Here is a 14,384-nt window from a genome sequence, read left to right on the forward strand (position 1 = left end):
CCTTTATTAATTAGCTTTTTAGACGATTTTCTAAGAAAGGTACTAGCTCTTCATGTGCATGACGTAATAGTGCCTCAGTTGAATCCCAATTGATACATGCGTCAGTGATAGACAGACCATATTTCATCTCTTCAAGAGCTAAGTCAGAAGATTGATTTCCTTCATTGATATGACTTTCAATCATAAGACCGATAATAGATTTATTGCCTTCACGGATTTGATGAATCACATCCTCTGCGACTAACGGTTGGCGACGGTAATCTTTACGTGAGTTAGCGTGACTGCAATCGACCATCAAAGAAGCGTCAAGCTCAAACTTCGTTAGCTCTTGTTCACACTCAGTGACTGATACTGAATCGTAGTTAGTTTGCTTGCCGCCGCGTAAGATCACGTGCCCATTAGCATTACCCTGAGTGGTCAATAGCGCTACTTGTCCTTCACGGTTGATCCCCATAAAACGGTGGCTAGAAGACGCAGCTTGCATCGCGTTGATTGCGGTTGCCAAGCTGCCATCCGTACCGTTTTTAAAACCGATTGGCATCGACAGACCACTTGCCATTTCACGGTGCGTTTGTGATTCCGTGGTGCGAGCGCCGATCGCAGCCCAGCTAAAAGTATCGGCAAGGTATTGAGGGCTGATTGGATCAAGTGCTTCTGTTGCTAATGGAATGTTCATTTCGGCCAGCTCTACCAAGAGCTCCCGACCCACATGTAAGCCATGCTCAATGTCGAAGCTGCCATCCAGATGTGGGTCATTAATCAACCCTTTCCAGCCGACCGTGGTGCGTGGCTTTTCAAAATACACTCGCATAACAATATACAGTTGATCGCTTAGCTGTTCAGAGAGTGCTTTAAGACGTTTTGCGTAATCCTTTGCCGCTTCCACGTCGTGAATGGAACATGGACCGCATACAACAAGCAGGCGGTGATCCTTCTTATGAATAATATTAGCGATAGTTTGGCGAGACTCTTGAATAAAGCGACGTGATTTTTCACTCAAAGGAAGCTTAGTTTTTAGCTCCTCAGGGGTAATAAGAACCTGTTCTTCGCTAATATTAATATTGCTCAACTCACTTTTCTGCATAACTCTTACCTGTATATTTAATGTTACACTCAACCAAATCCTTGGTGAGACAACTAAGCTTTAACAACAAGATAACAGGCAAAAAAAGAAAAACAAGCGTACACAATAAAAAACATTTGGTGTAAGTATTAATTTACACCAAAAGAAAAAGCCAAAGTCTAATCAACTTTGACTTCTCATTGGTGTTTTTAATAATTTACACCGTCTTTAGTTGATCAAGCGCTTCATCGCTTCGCTAGCCAATTTCCACTCTTGAGATAACTTGAGATCATTCAAAGAGAACAATTGCTTTTTCAGTAATGCTTCGGCTAATGGCACGGCTGATACCGATAAGTTATCTAATACCTCAACGTGCGCTTCTCGCTTATTACACATCAACAACATATCGCAACCGGCTTTCAGTGCTTGAGCCCCCCGCTCGGCAGGGCTCCCCATGATTGCAGCGCCTTCCATGGTCAGATCATCGGAGAAAACCAAGCCTTTAAAACCGAGTTGCTGTCGCAAAACTTGTTTCAACCAGTATTCTGAACCACTCGCTGGTTGAGCGTCGTAATTCGGAAAAATCACGTGAGCAGGCATCATGGCATCTAAAATACCGGCATCGATTTGCGCTTTGAAGATCGCCATATCTTGTTCAAAAATATCACTGCGCTCATCGTATGGCGTTTCGAGGTGTGAGTCTGCAATCACGCCGCCATGCCCCGGAAAGTGTTTGCCTGTTTTTGCCATTCCAACGCTCTTCATGCCCTGCATGTAAGCGGTGCTATAGCGAAGAATGGTATCGGCATCTTCGCCAAATGCTCGGTTACCGATCGCTTTACATTGATGACCTTTATCGAGCACAGGTGCAAAGCTTAAATCGATGTCGTGAGCAATCAGCTCTGCCGCCATTAACCACCCCCCCATACGTGCGAGCTCTTCGCCATTTTGATGTTTGGCATATTCGTCGGCCGCAGGGATCAACGAGAAACCTTCACGGAAGCGTTGTACTCGCCCCCCTTCTTGATCCACACCGATCAAAATCGGGCGCTTGGCAGCCTTGCGGATTGATTGAGTAAGTGCTTGAAGCTGTTCACTATCATGATAGTTGCGAGCAAATAGAATTAAGCCACCAACCGTAGGGTGTTCCAGAATTTCTTTGTCTTCAGCGGTCAGTTCATAACCCGCGACGTCAACCCACAACGGTCCCATATTTTCTCCTCAAAATCGGCTGAATATCTCGTATTCTATGAGGTTATTCGCTTCAGATTTGCTTTACAATAAGTGAATGAAGAATTGACGAGATCGGCTATGAAATTTAACGAACTGTACATTGGTGTGATGTCTGGAACGAGCATGGACGCCGTGGATACCGCTCTGGTTGAAATAAGTGATGAGCACGTTCGCCTGATTGCGCACGACGATTATCCAATGCCCACAGCACTGAAAGAAATGCTGTTATCGGTTTGTACCGGTCAAGCAACAAATTTAAAAGCCATCGGTGAACTTGACCACCAGCTCGGCCATCTCTTCGCTGACGCCGTTTTACAACTGCTCAAGAAGTCTGGTTACGCCGCGGAACACATTCGTGCGATTGGTAATCACGGTCAAACGGTATTCCACCAACCTAGCGGAGAGTTACCGTTTACCACTCAATTAGGTGATGCCAACATCATCGCAGTGAAAACAGGGATTGATACCGTTGCAGATTTTCGACGTAAAGATATCGCGCTGGGTGGACAAGGGGCTCCACTGGTTCCCGCTTTTCACAAAAGCATCTTTGCTATGCAAGATTCCACCACCGTGGTGCTGAACATCGGTGGCATTGCCAACATCTCTGTACTGCATCCCGAGCAACCCGTCATTGGCTACGACACAGGTCCGGGCAACATGTTGATGGACGCTTGGTGTGAACAACATACCGGACAAGGCTTTGATAAAGAGGCGGCGTTTGCACTGCAAGGTAAACTCAATAACCAGCTCCTCACTCAGCTTCTTCAAGAGCCTTACCTTGCCATGCCAGCCCCAAAAAGTACCGGGCGAGAACTGTTCAACATTGAATGGCTGCACAAGCAGATTAACGACCTCGACTTACCAGCAGAAGACATACAACGTACCCTGTGTGAATACACTGCCCTAACGATTACTAACGAGGTTAAGCAGTTTGCACATGGCGACTCTCCTCAATTGCTGGTTTGTGGTGGCGGTGCGAGAAACCCACTTTTGATGCAGCGATTGGCTAAGTTATTGCCACAATGGTACGTTGCGACAACGGTAGAAAAAGGCGTGGATAGTGACTACATGGAAGCGATGGCATTTGCTTGGCTTGCGCAGCGCTATATTCATAGCCTCCCTAGCAATTTACCCGAGGTGACGGGGGCCAGCCATCTCGCTTCACTTGGCGTACTCCACTCAAAAAATTAATCACGAAGGCTTAAATTACTATGACAAATGACGCGCTTATTGCGGCTCTTTCTCACCTTGTCTCTGAAGGTCGCAACCCTGAAACGATGGATATCGATCTTCTTCCTTCATTCGATATTGTGCAGCGTTTAAACCAACAAGATAAACTCGTCCCAATTGCGGTTGAGAAAGTACTACCAGAGATCGCCCTCGCCGTAGATAAAATCACCCAAGCATTTAAAGCAAACGGAAGGCTGGTGTATATGGGAGCGGGCACGAGCGGTCGTTTAGGCATACTGGATGCTTCAGAATGCCCGCCTACATTTGGTGTGTCAGATAAAATGGTGATTGGTCTTATTGCTGGTGGCCCCGAAGCCATCTTCAAAGCTAAAGAAGGTGCAGAGGATTCTCCACAGCTTGGAGAACAAGATTTAAAAAACCTCGCATTCAACAATAATGATGTCGTCGTAGGCATTGCAGCAAGTGGTCGTACACCTTATGTGATCGGAGGTTTAGAATATGCGAATAAGATTGGCGCAACTACTGTAGCACTATCTTGTAACCCTGACTCTCCGATTGCAGATATTGCCGAAATAGCCATTAGCCCCGTTGTTGGGCCTGAAGCATTAACGGGGTCAACTCGTTTAAAATCGGGCACTGCGCAAAAACTGATACTGAATATGCTTAGTACCGCTAGCATGATCCGCTTAGGTAAGAGCTACCAAAACTTAATGGTGGATGTAAAAGCCACCAACAATAAGTTACTCGCTCGCGCAGCTCGTATTGTGATGCAAGCGACCGATTGTGACAAAACACAAGCAACAGCGGTGTTGAAACAAACCAACCATAACGTAAAATTGGCGATATTGATGATCCTTACCGATCTTGATATCGACTCCGCACGTCAACATCTCCATCATCAAGATGGTTTCTTACGCAAGGCCGTTGAAGGGCACCAGACGAAATAAACGCATTAAAAAAGGTGGTCTGAGGCCACCTTTCGCATCAAACAGAATCAATTTTTCTATTGGCTTAGTTGTTGTACTCGTTCCAGCCGCGCTGCCATTCCATGCGGAACTTTTGTGCTTGCTGAGTACCTTCACAGACCCCTTGGTAATACTGTCCAGACAGCCCCATTTGGTACGCGAAGGCCGGATTACAGTATTCCGCTATTCCTTCTAAATACCCTTGGTCATAATCACCTTGCTTAACACTACCTAGCTCACGCAATTGATTCATTGTGCGAGATGTGTGTCCCGCTACGCCATCTTGATATCCGATCTGATACCAATCTCCCGATTGAGCGAGCTCTTCCGTCGGTACAGCACACCCTGCTAGTAAAGCGAGCGCCAAACCTAACGTTGCCTTTTTCATCATTCTTCCTTAACTAATTGTTTTCAAAATAAGCTTACCATTAATCATAGAAGTTCTCGCTCAGTCCAAGATGTAACCTCTCACATAACAGTTAAACCACTGAATCACTCCGTAAGCCATTCACCTCATATTAAAACCGCTCAAGCGGTATATCGACCACTCATTATTCTATTCGACCGCTCATCGACTGACCGAATGCATTTAACACAAGCGACGCATAAGATGCATCCTGAAATTAAAATATTACCCTACTCAACTAAGACTAAGGACAATTGCTATGATGTGGTTTCTAACCTGTGTCGCGGCCCTAATTGGCGGATACTTCATCTACGGCGCTTTCATCGAGAAGATCTTCGGCATCAATGAAAAACGCCAAACCCCGGCTCATACCAAATCGGATGGTGTTGACTTTGTTCCAATGTCAACGAAGAAAGTTTATCTCGTTCAACTCCTAAACATCGCTGGTGTCGGCCCAATCTTTGGTCCAATCATGGGTGCGCTATACGGCCCAGCAGCGATGCTTTGGATTGTCGTTGGTTGCATATTTGCAGGCGCAGTACACGATTACTTCTCCGGCATGCTTTCGGTTCGTAATGGCGGCGCTTCTGTACCTACTATTACGGGTCGCTACCTAGGTAATGGCGCAAAACACTTTATGAATATTTTTGCCATTGTCTTACTTCTTCTGGTTGGGGTGGTATTCGTATCGGCGCCAGCAGGCATGATCACCAATCTAATCAATGATCAGACGGGCCTTAACGTAAGCATGACCACTATGGTTATCGCCATCTTCGCTTACTACATCATCGCGACGATTGTTCCTGTTGATAAAATCATTGGCCGCTTCTACCCACTGTTTGGCGCACTGCTTATTTTTATGTCAGTCGGCCTAATGACCGCCGTGGCGTTCTCTAGCGAGCACACGGTAATGGGTGATTTCCAAGTTTCAGACATGCTGAGTAACTTGAATCCAAATGACATGCCGTTATGGCCTGCGCTGTTTATCACTATCGCTTGTGGTGCTATCTCAGGCTTCCACGCCACTCAGTCCCCACTGATGGCGCGTTGTATGGAAAACGAGAAAAATGGTCGTTTTGTCTTCTACGGTGCCATGATCGGTGAAGGGGTTATCGCCCTTATCTGGTGTGCGATTGCTCTGTCTTTCTTCGGCTCACTAGACGCATTATCAGAAGCAGTGAAAAACGGTGGTCCTGGTAACGTAGTATACAGCGCGTCATTTGGTCTATTGGGTGTGTTCGGTGGTATCCTCGCTTTCCTTGGTGTGGTTATTCTCCCTATCACGTCAGGCGATACTGCATTCCGTTCAAGCCGTCTGATCCTTGCAGAATACTTCAACATGGAGCAGAAAACGCTACGTAACCGACTACTCATGGCACTGCCACTCTTCGTTCTTGGTGGCATCTTGACTCAAGTAGACTTTGGTATCATTTGGCGCTACTTCGGCTTCGCTAACCAAACAACCGCTGTGATGATGCTCTGGACAGCGTCGGCTTACCTACTTCGTCACAACAAACTGCATTGGGTTACGACCATTCCGGCCATGTTTATGACGACGGTATGTGTCACGTTCATCCTAAACAACAGCACGCTAGGTTTCGGCCTACCGATGCAAGTGTCAACCATTGCTGGTGTCGTGTTCACACTCATCGTGACTGGTTACGTGATCAAAACCTCTAAGGGTAAGGGTGATACTGATTTGGCTGACGAAGATAAACCACAACCCGTATCAGAAACCGCGTAACGCTAGCTCACGCATTAACTGATTAAGATAAGGAGCCTGCCACGCAGGCTCTTTTTGTTTTCGTATCCCCAAGTGACTCCCACGATCAATCATCTGGAGGTTATTTAGGTATACAATAACAACATTGATTTCAGGTTAGGTTCACTATGGAACTGGTAATTTCCCTCTTACAACAGATGTGCGTGTACTTGGTATTGGCTTACATGCTGAGTAAAACGCCCATCATCTTGCCGCTGCTCAGTATCTCTTCACGCCTTAGTCACCGTTTAATTTGCTATGTGCTCTTCTCTGGATTTTGTATTTTAGGTACCTATTTTGGCTTACACATCAATGATGCGATTGCGAATACACGCGCGATTGGTGCTGTCATGGGAGGATTATTTGGCGGCCCTGTGGTGGGTTTTGCGGTTGGGCTGACGGGCGGTCTTCACCGCTATTCTCTTGGTGGTTTTACCGATCTGGCCTGCGCTATTTCTACGACAGCGGAAGGTGTGATTGGCGGCTTGCTCCATGTCTATCTCATCAAACGTAACAAAGGGGCCTTACTGTTTAACCCCAGCGTGGTATTCAGTGTCACGTTTGTCGCGGAAGTTGTGCAAATGCTCTTGCTGCTCTCCGTTGCCAAACCGTTTGACCAAGCATATGCGCTGGTGTCTGAGATTGCCGCCCCAATGATCATCGCGAATTCCTTTGGCGCCGCACTGTTCATGAGTATCCTGCAAGACAGAAAAGCAATATTCGAAAAATACTCTGCGACTTTTTCTCGTCGAGCACTCACGATTGCCGATCGTTCCGTTGGAATTCTTAGCAACGGTTTTAACACTGAAAACGCCAAAAAAATTGCACGCATTATTTACGAAGAAACCAAGGTTGGCGCCGTCGCCATCACTGACCAAAAGAAGATCCTAGCTTTCGTTGGTATTGGCGATGATCACCATAAACCCAATACTCCTATTTCATCGCAGAGCACATTAGATTCGATGGAGAAAAACGACATCATTTACCTTGATGGTGCTGAGCGCCCTTACCAGTGCTCACTCGCGAAAGACTGCAAGCTCGGCTCTGCCCTGATCATTCCGTTGCGTGCAGGCAAGGAAGTCATTGGTACCATTAAGTTATACGAGCCGAAGCGCAAACTGTTCTCTACCGCAAACATGTCGATGGCCGAAGGCATCGCCCAGCTTTTATCCAGTCAGATTCTGTATGGGGATTATCAGCAACAACAAACTTTATTAGCTCAAGCAGAAATCAAGCTACTGCACGCACAAGTCAACCCCCACTTTTTGTTTAACGCACTCAATACCATTAGCGCGATTACTCGGCGAGATCCTGATAAAGCGCGTGAGCTGATTCAAAACTTGTCACACTTCTTTCGCAGTAATCTGAAACAAAACATCAACACGGTGACACTGAAAGAAGAGCTAGCCCATGTAAACTCTTACCTAAGTATTGAGAAAGCACGTTTTACAGATCGCTTAGAAGTGAAAATCGATATTCAACCAGAAGTGCTCGACATCAAATTGCCAAGCTTTACACTCCAACCACTGGTTGAAAATGCCATTAAACACGGTATTTCTAATATGCTGGAAGGGGGGAAGATCTACATATACAGTCAAGTGCATCCGCAAGGCTATCTCATCACCGTAGAAGATAACGCGGGCAGTTTTGCACATCCCAAAGAGAACCACTCGGGCTTGGGTTTAGAAATTGTCGACAAACGTCTCACTAATCAATTTGGACGTGACTCAGCGCTAAAAATTACGTGTGAGACACATCAATTTACTAAAATGAGCTTTATCATTCCCCAAAAATCCTAAAAGCGAACAAAGTAATAAAGGTAATGTGGGATGTTAAGCGCACTCGTCATTGATGATGAACAATTTGCTCGTGAAGAACTGGCAGAGCTATTAGAAGAAACAGGCCAAGTTGAAGTGGTGGGCGATGCTTCAAACGCTATCTTAGGTCTCAAAAAAATCAATGAGCTCAAGCCTGATGTGGTGTTTCTCGACATCCAAATGCCTCAAGTCACAGGTATTGAGCTACTCGGTATGCTCGATCCTGACACCATGCCTTATGTGGTTTTCGTTACCGCCTACGATCAATATGCGATTCAAGCATTTGAAGATAACGCATTTGATTATTTGCTCAAACCCGTCGACCCATGCCGCTTAACCAAAACGGTCAAGCGACTCAATAAAGTCATCAGTCAATCAGCATTGACTCAACAACTGTCTGCCATTACGCCCGAGTCCTTAGCTCAAATCCCGTGTATTGGGCATAACCGGATAGTGATCATGGCTACCGATACAGTGGAGTGTGCGTACAGCGACATCAGTGGCGTACATGCTCGCTCAGCGGGCCAGACTGCTAGTACACAATTAACCCTCAAAACACTGGAAGAGAAAACCCCCTTAGTGCGCTGCCATCGCCAGTACTTAGTCAACATCAAAACCATCAGCGAGATAAAATTGCTAGAGAACGGTTTAGCCGAAATCATCACCAAAACGGGCTTTGAGATTCCAGTGAGTCGTCGCTACCTGAAGGTGCTAAAAGAGATGCTCGGCATCAATCACTAACTCCGTTAAAAAAGGCGACCTTTGAGATCGCCTTTGAAATATTTAATCATGCCTGATGTTAATCAACTTGTTTAATTTGTAGCTCTTTCGGTACTTCGAAGAACATATTCTCTTCTCGCCCTAGCACTTCGTCGACGGCTTCAGCACCAACCAGCTCTTTGATGCGATCAAGAATTTGGTTCACTAACTCTTCTGGTGCTGATGCTCCAGCCGTTACACCGACTTTGTTCTTACCTTCAAACCATTTTGGTTCGATATCTTCAGGACAATCCGTCAAATAACCCGGTGTACCGAGCTTTTCAGCCAATTCTTTTAGGCGTGTTGAGTTGGATGAATTCTTTGAACCGACCACCACCATGACATCAACATCGCTCGCTAATTCACGTACGGCATCTTGACGGTTTTGCGTTGCGTAGCAAATATCATCTTTACGCGGGCCTTGGATATCTGGGAACACGCGGCGTAGCTCTTCGATAACATCAGCAGTCTCGTCAACAGACAAGGTCGTTTGGCTTACGTAGTGAAGATCGGATGGATCTTTCACAATCGCCTTCAGTTTCTCAACGTCGGCTGGGGTTTCAACCAAGTACATGCCACCGGTTTCACTCGCGTACTGCCCCATCGTGCCTTCTACTTCAGGGTGACCGGCGTGACCAATCAGCACCACTTCCATATTGCGGCGGCTTGCTCGCGCCACTTCCATATGGACTTTGGTTACTAATGGACACGTCGCGTCAAACACGGTCAAATCGCGCTGCTTGGCTTCCTGACGAACCGCCTGTGATACACCATGAGCAGAAAAAATCACAATGTTGTTGTCTGGCACTTCATGCAGCTCTTCAACGAAGACAGCGCCACGTTGTTTTAGCCCTTCAACCACAAAACGGTTATGTACCACCTCATGACGAACATAAATCGGTGGCTGATACATCTCTAGCGCACGCTCTACGATGCTAATCGCACGGTCTACACCAGCACAAAAGCCGCGTGGGTTAGCTAATAGGATTTTCATTTCATTGCTCATGGAAATTATCTTTATTGGGTTCGCTATTCTACTGACAAAATTTCAACTTCGAAAGTCACGTCTTGTCCCGCTAGAGGATGGTTGAAGTCCACTGTAACTGAATCGCCAGCAATCTCAGTGATGATGCCTGGGATTTCCATGCCATCAGGGCCACTGAACGCCATGATTGTACCCACATCTACTTCTGCATCACCTACAAATTTAGTGCGATCCATATGGTGTACATGGTCTGGGTTTGGCATGCCAAACGCATCTTCTGCTTTTAGCTCAATCGCTTTTTGTGCGCCTGTTTCTAGGCCTATCAAGCACTGCTCAAAGTTTTCACTCAAGCTGCCATCACCCATAACAAATTTCGCTGGTTTACCCATATTATGAGTACTATCCGCAACCGATCCGTCTTTCATCTTAATCGTAAAGTGAAGGGTTACTACAGATTCATTGGTTATTGTTGTCACGTTACTGCTTCCTTGTTCTGGGGTTATTACGCTGTCAGCTTGGTCTTTTTATACATTGATATGCTGATTGGCGCTCCAACATAATAAAAAGCGTCGCTCGAATCAACGGGCGACGCTTAGGGTTATTCAACTTTTCACAATATACACTGCCACGACTTAGGCTTTCGCCTCGTCTTTCTTTCGAAAGCCGTCAAGAATAATCATCGCGGCACCAATACAAATAGCCATGTCTGCAAGGTTGAATGCTGGCCAGTGATAATTACCCCAGAAAAAGTCCAAATAATCCACGACAAAACCGTGTATCACACGGTCGAATACGTTGCCTACTGCGCCACCAATGATCATGGCATAAGCAATATTATTCCATTTCTCTTTCGCTGGTAGTTTACTCATCCAGTAAGTCAAAAGACCCGTAACGATAAAAGCAATACCGGTAAATAACCAACGCTGCCAGCCCGCTTGATCACTCAAAAAGCTAAAAGCGGCACCATAGTTATGTACGTACAAAAGATTAAAGAATGGCAAAATTTCAATGCGGTTTGCCCAGCCATAACCCATGTTGTTCATCACAACAAACTTAATGCCGATATCAGCCAAAAAAATTACAACCGCCAGCCACAACCAGCGCACACCCGAGTGTTTTAAAGACAGTGTTTTTTCACTCATTACTTTACCTACAAACAGCCCCAGTAATTACTGGGGCTGTTGAATTAATAAAAAGTTCCAGAACAAGAAACTAATACTCTAAATGATTGGCGTTGTAGCACGGCGACGAATTTACCAAGCTCCTGAGCCTAGTCGGCTATATGATGGAGTTGGTAAATGAAGTCAACAAAGCTACAGAGCCAAGAATGACGAGTATTTACGCGAACTTACGCACTTCACCTTCACCATCAACGTTAGATACACAACGACCACAGATCTTCTCGTGACCTTCGATTGTGCCTACGTCTGGCGTGTGGTGCCAACAACGGTCACACTTCTCGCCTTCTGCTGCAGCAACTTCAACGAACAAACCATCAATATCAGTCGCTTGTGCTGTATCAGTTTTCTCGCTTAACGGTTTCACTATCGCCGCAGACGTGATCAGAACGAAACGTAGTTCATCTTCTAGCTGGTTGATCTTCGCAGATAGCGGCTCATCGGCAAAGAGCGTTATCTCAGCTTGTAGCGCACCACCGATAGTCTTCTCAGCTCGTGCCGCTTCTAGCAGTTTGTTCACTGCACCACGAACTTTCTGAATCTCTGCCCAGAACTCGTTATTAAGCTCTTCGCCTTCGGTTAGACCAAACAAACCTTGATACCATTCACCACTGAATACAAACTTGTCACGCTTGCCTGGCATTTCGTTCCAGATCTCATCTGCGGTAAATGACATAATAGGTGCCATCCAACGAACAAGCGCTTCAACAATGTAGTAAAGCGCAGTCTGACAACTACGTTGAGCGTTGCCGCCACGTTTTGCTGTGTACTGACGATCTTTAATCACGTCTAGGTAAAAAGAGCCCATTTCGATAGAACAGAAGTGCATTAGACGCTGCATTACTGCATGCGTGTTGTACTCTTCGTATGCTTTGATAATTTCTTCTTGCGCTGCCAGTGCACGCCCTACTGCCCAGCGGTCCAGAGCAACCATTTCTTCCGCTGGAACCATGTCTGTTTCAGGGTTAAAACCATTTAGGTTTGCTAGGAAGAAACGAGAAGTGTTACGAATACGACGGTATGCATCAGCGCTGCGTTTTAGGATTTCATCCGAAACCGCAACTTCACCCGTATAGTCAGTTGATGCAACCCATAGGCGCAAGATATCGGCACCAAGTTTATTAGTGACATCTTTTGGCGCGACGACGTTACCAATAGATTTCGACATCTTACGGCCGTGACCGTCAACAACGAAACCATGAGTAAGAACTTGCTTATAAGGTGCCACATCTTTCATTGCGATAGATGAAATGAGAGATGACTGGAACCAACCACGGTGTTGGTCAGAGCCCTCTAGGTATAGGTCTGCGCTGTAGCCCCTTTCTTCACCATCAAATTGGTACTCTTCACGAGCATCAACAACAGAGAAGTGCGTGACACCTGAGTCGAACCATACGTCTAACGTATCGAGCACTTTTTCGTACTGGTCTGCGTCAGCACCGAGTAGCTCAGCTGCATCGACATCCCACCATGCTTGAATGCCTTTCTCTTCAACCAACTTCGCGACTTTTTCAATCAGTTCTAGTGTGTTTGGATGAAGTTCTGATGTTTCTTTATGAACAAACAGAGCGATTGGCACACCCCAAGTACGTTGACGAGAGACACACCACTCTGGGCGACCTTCAATCATACCTTCGATACGGCTTTGACCCCACTCCGGCATCCACTGAACACCTTTGATAGCTTCTAGTGCTTTGGCACGCAGACCCGCTTGGTCCATGGAGACAAACCACTGCGGTGTTGCGCGGAAGATGATTGGAGTCTTATGACGCCAACAGTGTGGGTAGCTGTGCTCGTAAGCGTGGTGATGCAGTAGTGCGCCTTTTTCTTTTAGCGTTTCAACAACCGCATTGTTCGCTTTGAATACGTGCTGACCAGCGAATAGCTCAGTGTCCGGTAGGTAAACACCGTTTGAACCAACTGGGTTCGCCACTTCTAGGTTGTATTTTTGACCAACGGCGAAGTCTTCTTGACCGTGGCCAGGTGCTGTGTGAACCACACCAGTACCCGAATCCGTGGTTACGTGATCGCCTAGGATCGCCGGTACGGTGAAATCGTAGAATGGGTGTTGGAACTGAGAAAGCTCTAGATCCGCGCCTTTGGCAAAACCAAGGTTATGGAAATGCTCGATACCTGCGCGATCCATAACGTCTTTCGCTAGTTCAGCCGCAACGATGATACGTTCAGGTTGCTCGCCTTCAACTTGGATAAGTACATACTCAAGGTCATCACGTAGACACACAGCACGGTTCGCAGGAAGCGTCCAAGGTGTTGTCGTCCAGATGACAATAGAGATATCGCCTTTACCTTCATGACCTTCAGTCAGCTCAAACTTAGACAGAAGCGCAGCTTCGTCCGCAGCCTTAAAGCGTACATCGATAGATGGCGATACTTTATCTTTGTATTCCACTTCTGCTTCAGCCAGCGCTGAGCCACAATCCGTACACCAGTGAACGGGTTTGAAACCTTTCAGTAGGTGACCGTTGCTTGCGATCTTACCAAGTGCACGGATGATGTTCGCTTCCGTATCAAAATCCATTGTACGGTATGGCTTGTCCCACTCTCCCATAATGCCAAGACGCTTGAAGCTCTCTTTTTGACCTTCAACTTGACCAGCGGCGTACTGACGACATTTTTCGCGGAATTCAGCCGCTGTCACTTTTTGGCCTGGTTTGCCAACCTTCTTTTCTACCATCAACTCGATAGGTAGCCCGTGACAATCCCAACCTGGGATGTAAGGTGCGTCAAAACCTGAAAGTGTTTTGGATTTAATTATAATGTCTTTAAGAATCTTGTTTAGTGCGTGACCAATATGAATGTCACCATTTGCGTAAGGAGGGCCATCGTGCAATACGAATGGCTTTTTACCTTTTTTTGCTTTACGGATTTCACCGTAAAGATCTTCTTTGTACCAACGCTTAAGCATTTCTGGCTCACGATTGGCCAGATTACCGCGCATTGGAAACCCTGTTTCAGGTAAATTCAGGGTATCTTTATACTCACTCATCGATTCTTAATTCCGTTA

The 14,384-nt window shown here is 46.3% G+C and carries 12 protein-coding genes; 5 read left to right on the forward strand and 7 right to left on the reverse strand.

All coding sequences use genetic code 11. From position 1 onward, the window contains the following. Nucleotides 1-10 precede the first annotated feature (10 nt). The gene (locus ATG66_RS17230; RefSeq protein ID WP_098416458.1) at nucleotides 11-1,084 is read right to left on the reverse strand and encodes a 3-deoxy-7-phosphoheptulonate synthase; all 1,074 of its coding nucleotides are present in this window, start codon (nucleotides 1,082-1,084) and stop codon (nucleotides 11-13) included. A 207-nt stretch (nucleotides 1,085-1,291) separates the two neighbouring features. After that, nucleotides 1,292-2,275, reverse strand: coding sequence for a beta-N-acetylhexosaminidase (gene nagZ / locus ATG66_RS17235; protein ID WP_098416459.1), 984 nt, complete (start codon nucleotides 2,273-2,275; stop codon nucleotides 1,292-1,294). 99 nt (nucleotides 2,276-2,374) lie between these two features. Between nagZ and ATG66_RS17240 the strand changes: the two genes are divergently transcribed. Both ATG66_RS17240 and murQ read left to right on the forward strand, forming a co-directional pair. Then, nucleotides 2,375-3,487: an anhydro-N-acetylmuramic acid kinase gene (locus ATG66_RS17240; RefSeq protein WP_098416460.1), complete on the forward strand. Its 1,113-nt coding sequence runs from the start codon at nucleotides 2,375-2,377 to the stop codon at nucleotides 3,485-3,487. Between the two features lie 20 nt (nucleotides 3,488-3,507). Continuing rightward, complete coding sequence (gene murQ, locus ATG66_RS17245; RefSeq protein ID WP_098416461.1) at nucleotides 3,508-4,434, forward strand: N-acetylmuramic acid 6-phosphate etherase; 927 nt, start codon at nucleotides 3,508-3,510, stop codon at nucleotides 4,432-4,434. 64 nt (nucleotides 4,435-4,498) lie between these two features. Here murQ and ATG66_RS17250 read toward each other — a convergent pair whose 3' ends face one another. Further along, nucleotides 4,499-4,840: a DUF2799 domain-containing protein gene (locus tag ATG66_RS17250; protein WP_098416462.1), complete on the reverse strand. Its 342-nt coding sequence runs from the start codon at nucleotides 4,838-4,840 to the stop codon at nucleotides 4,499-4,501. Between the two features lie 277 nt (nucleotides 4,841-5,117). Here ATG66_RS17250 and ATG66_RS17255 point away from each other — a divergent pair, with 277 nt between their 5' ends. The 3 genes from ATG66_RS17255 (at nucleotide 5,118) to btsR (ending at nucleotide 9,178) form a co-directional block, all read left to right on the forward strand. Further along, nucleotides 5,118-6,602 (forward strand): carbon starvation CstA family protein, encoded by a 1,485-nt coding sequence (locus ATG66_RS17255; protein ID WP_098416463.1) that lies wholly within the window; start codon nucleotides 5,118-5,120, stop codon nucleotides 6,600-6,602. Between the two features lie 146 nt (nucleotides 6,603-6,748). After that, nucleotides 6,749-8,419, forward strand: a complete 1,671-nt coding sequence (locus ATG66_RS17260; RefSeq protein ID WP_098416464.1) for a sensor histidine kinase — start codon at nucleotides 6,749-6,751, stop codon at nucleotides 8,417-8,419. A gap of 30 nt (nucleotides 8,420-8,449) precedes the next feature. Continuing rightward, nucleotides 8,450-9,178: a two-component system response regulator BtsR gene (gene btsR, locus ATG66_RS17265; protein WP_098416465.1), complete on the forward strand. Its 729-nt coding sequence runs from the start codon at nucleotides 8,450-8,452 to the stop codon at nucleotides 9,176-9,178. 58 nt (nucleotides 9,179-9,236) lie between these two features. Here btsR and ispH read toward each other — a convergent pair whose 3' ends face one another. The 4 genes from ispH to ileS form a co-directional block, all read right to left on the reverse strand. Then, the gene (gene ispH / locus ATG66_RS17270) at nucleotides 9,237-10,202 is read right to left on the reverse strand and encodes a 4-hydroxy-3-methylbut-2-enyl diphosphate reductase (RefSeq protein ID WP_179885719.1); all 966 of its coding nucleotides are present in this window, start codon (nucleotides 10,200-10,202) and stop codon (nucleotides 9,237-9,239) included. A gap of 23 nt (nucleotides 10,203-10,225) precedes the next feature. Next, on the reverse strand, nucleotides 10,226-10,657 hold the full coding sequence (gene fkpB / locus ATG66_RS17275; protein WP_098416466.1) for an FKBP-type peptidyl-prolyl cis-trans isomerase: 432 nt from the start codon (nucleotides 10,655-10,657) through the stop codon (nucleotides 10,226-10,228). Nucleotides 10,658-10,813: 156 nt separating this feature from the next. Next, entirely contained in the window at nucleotides 10,814-11,323 is a 510-nt protein-coding gene (gene lspA / locus ATG66_RS17280; protein ID WP_098416467.1) for a signal peptidase II, read from the reverse strand. A gap of 196 nt (nucleotides 11,324-11,519) precedes the next feature. Continuing rightward, nucleotides 11,520-14,366: an isoleucine--tRNA ligase gene (gene ileS, locus ATG66_RS17285; RefSeq protein ID WP_098416468.1), complete on the reverse strand. Its 2,847-nt coding sequence runs from the start codon at nucleotides 14,364-14,366 to the stop codon at nucleotides 11,520-11,522. Nucleotides 14,367-14,384: the final 18 nt, after the last annotated feature.

The organism is Vibrio sp. ES.051 (assembly GCF_002563795.1).
Lineage (GTDB): Bacteria > Pseudomonadota > Gammaproteobacteria > Enterobacterales > Vibrionaceae > Vibrio.

Bases quoted from the DNA above. Each gene is read 5' to 3' on its own strand.
- ATG66_RS17240 (WP_098416460.1), top strand. From the start codon at position 2,375: ATGAAATTTAACGAACTGTACATTGGTGTGATGTCTGGAACGAGCATG.
- ATG66_RS17250 (WP_098416462.1), bottom strand. From the start codon at position 4,840: ATGAAAAAGGCAACGTTAGGTTTGGCGCTCGCTTTACTAGCAGGGTGT.
- nagZ (WP_098416459.1), bottom strand. From the start codon at position 2,275: ATGGGACCGTTGTGGGTTGACGTCGCGGGTTATGAACTGACCGCTGAA.
- ileS (WP_098416468.1), bottom strand. From the start codon at position 14,366: ATGAGTGAGTATAAAGATACCCTGAATTTACCTGAAACAGGGTTTCCA.
- ATG66_RS17230 (WP_098416458.1), bottom strand. From the start codon at position 1,084: ATGCAGAAAAGTGAGTTGAGCAATATTAATATTAGCGAAGAACAGGTT.
- btsR (WP_098416465.1), top strand. From the start codon at position 8,450: ATGTTAAGCGCACTCGTCATTGATGATGAACAATTTGCTCGTGAAGAA.
- lspA (WP_098416467.1), bottom strand. From the start codon at position 11,323: ATGAGTGAAAAAACACTGTCTTTAAAACACTCGGGTGTGCGCTGGTTG.
- ATG66_RS17255 (WP_098416463.1), top strand. From the start codon at position 5,118: ATGATGTGGTTTCTAACCTGTGTCGCGGCCCTAATTGGCGGATACTTC.
- ispH (WP_179885719.1), bottom strand. From the start codon at position 10,202: ATGAGCAATGAAATGAAAATCCTATTAGCTAACCCACGCGGCTTTTGT.
- ATG66_RS17260 (WP_098416464.1), top strand. From the start codon at position 6,749: ATGGAACTGGTAATTTCCCTCTTACAACAGATGTGCGTGTACTTGGTA.
- murQ (WP_098416461.1), top strand. From the start codon at position 3,508: ATGACAAATGACGCGCTTATTGCGGCTCTTTCTCACCTTGTCTCTGAA.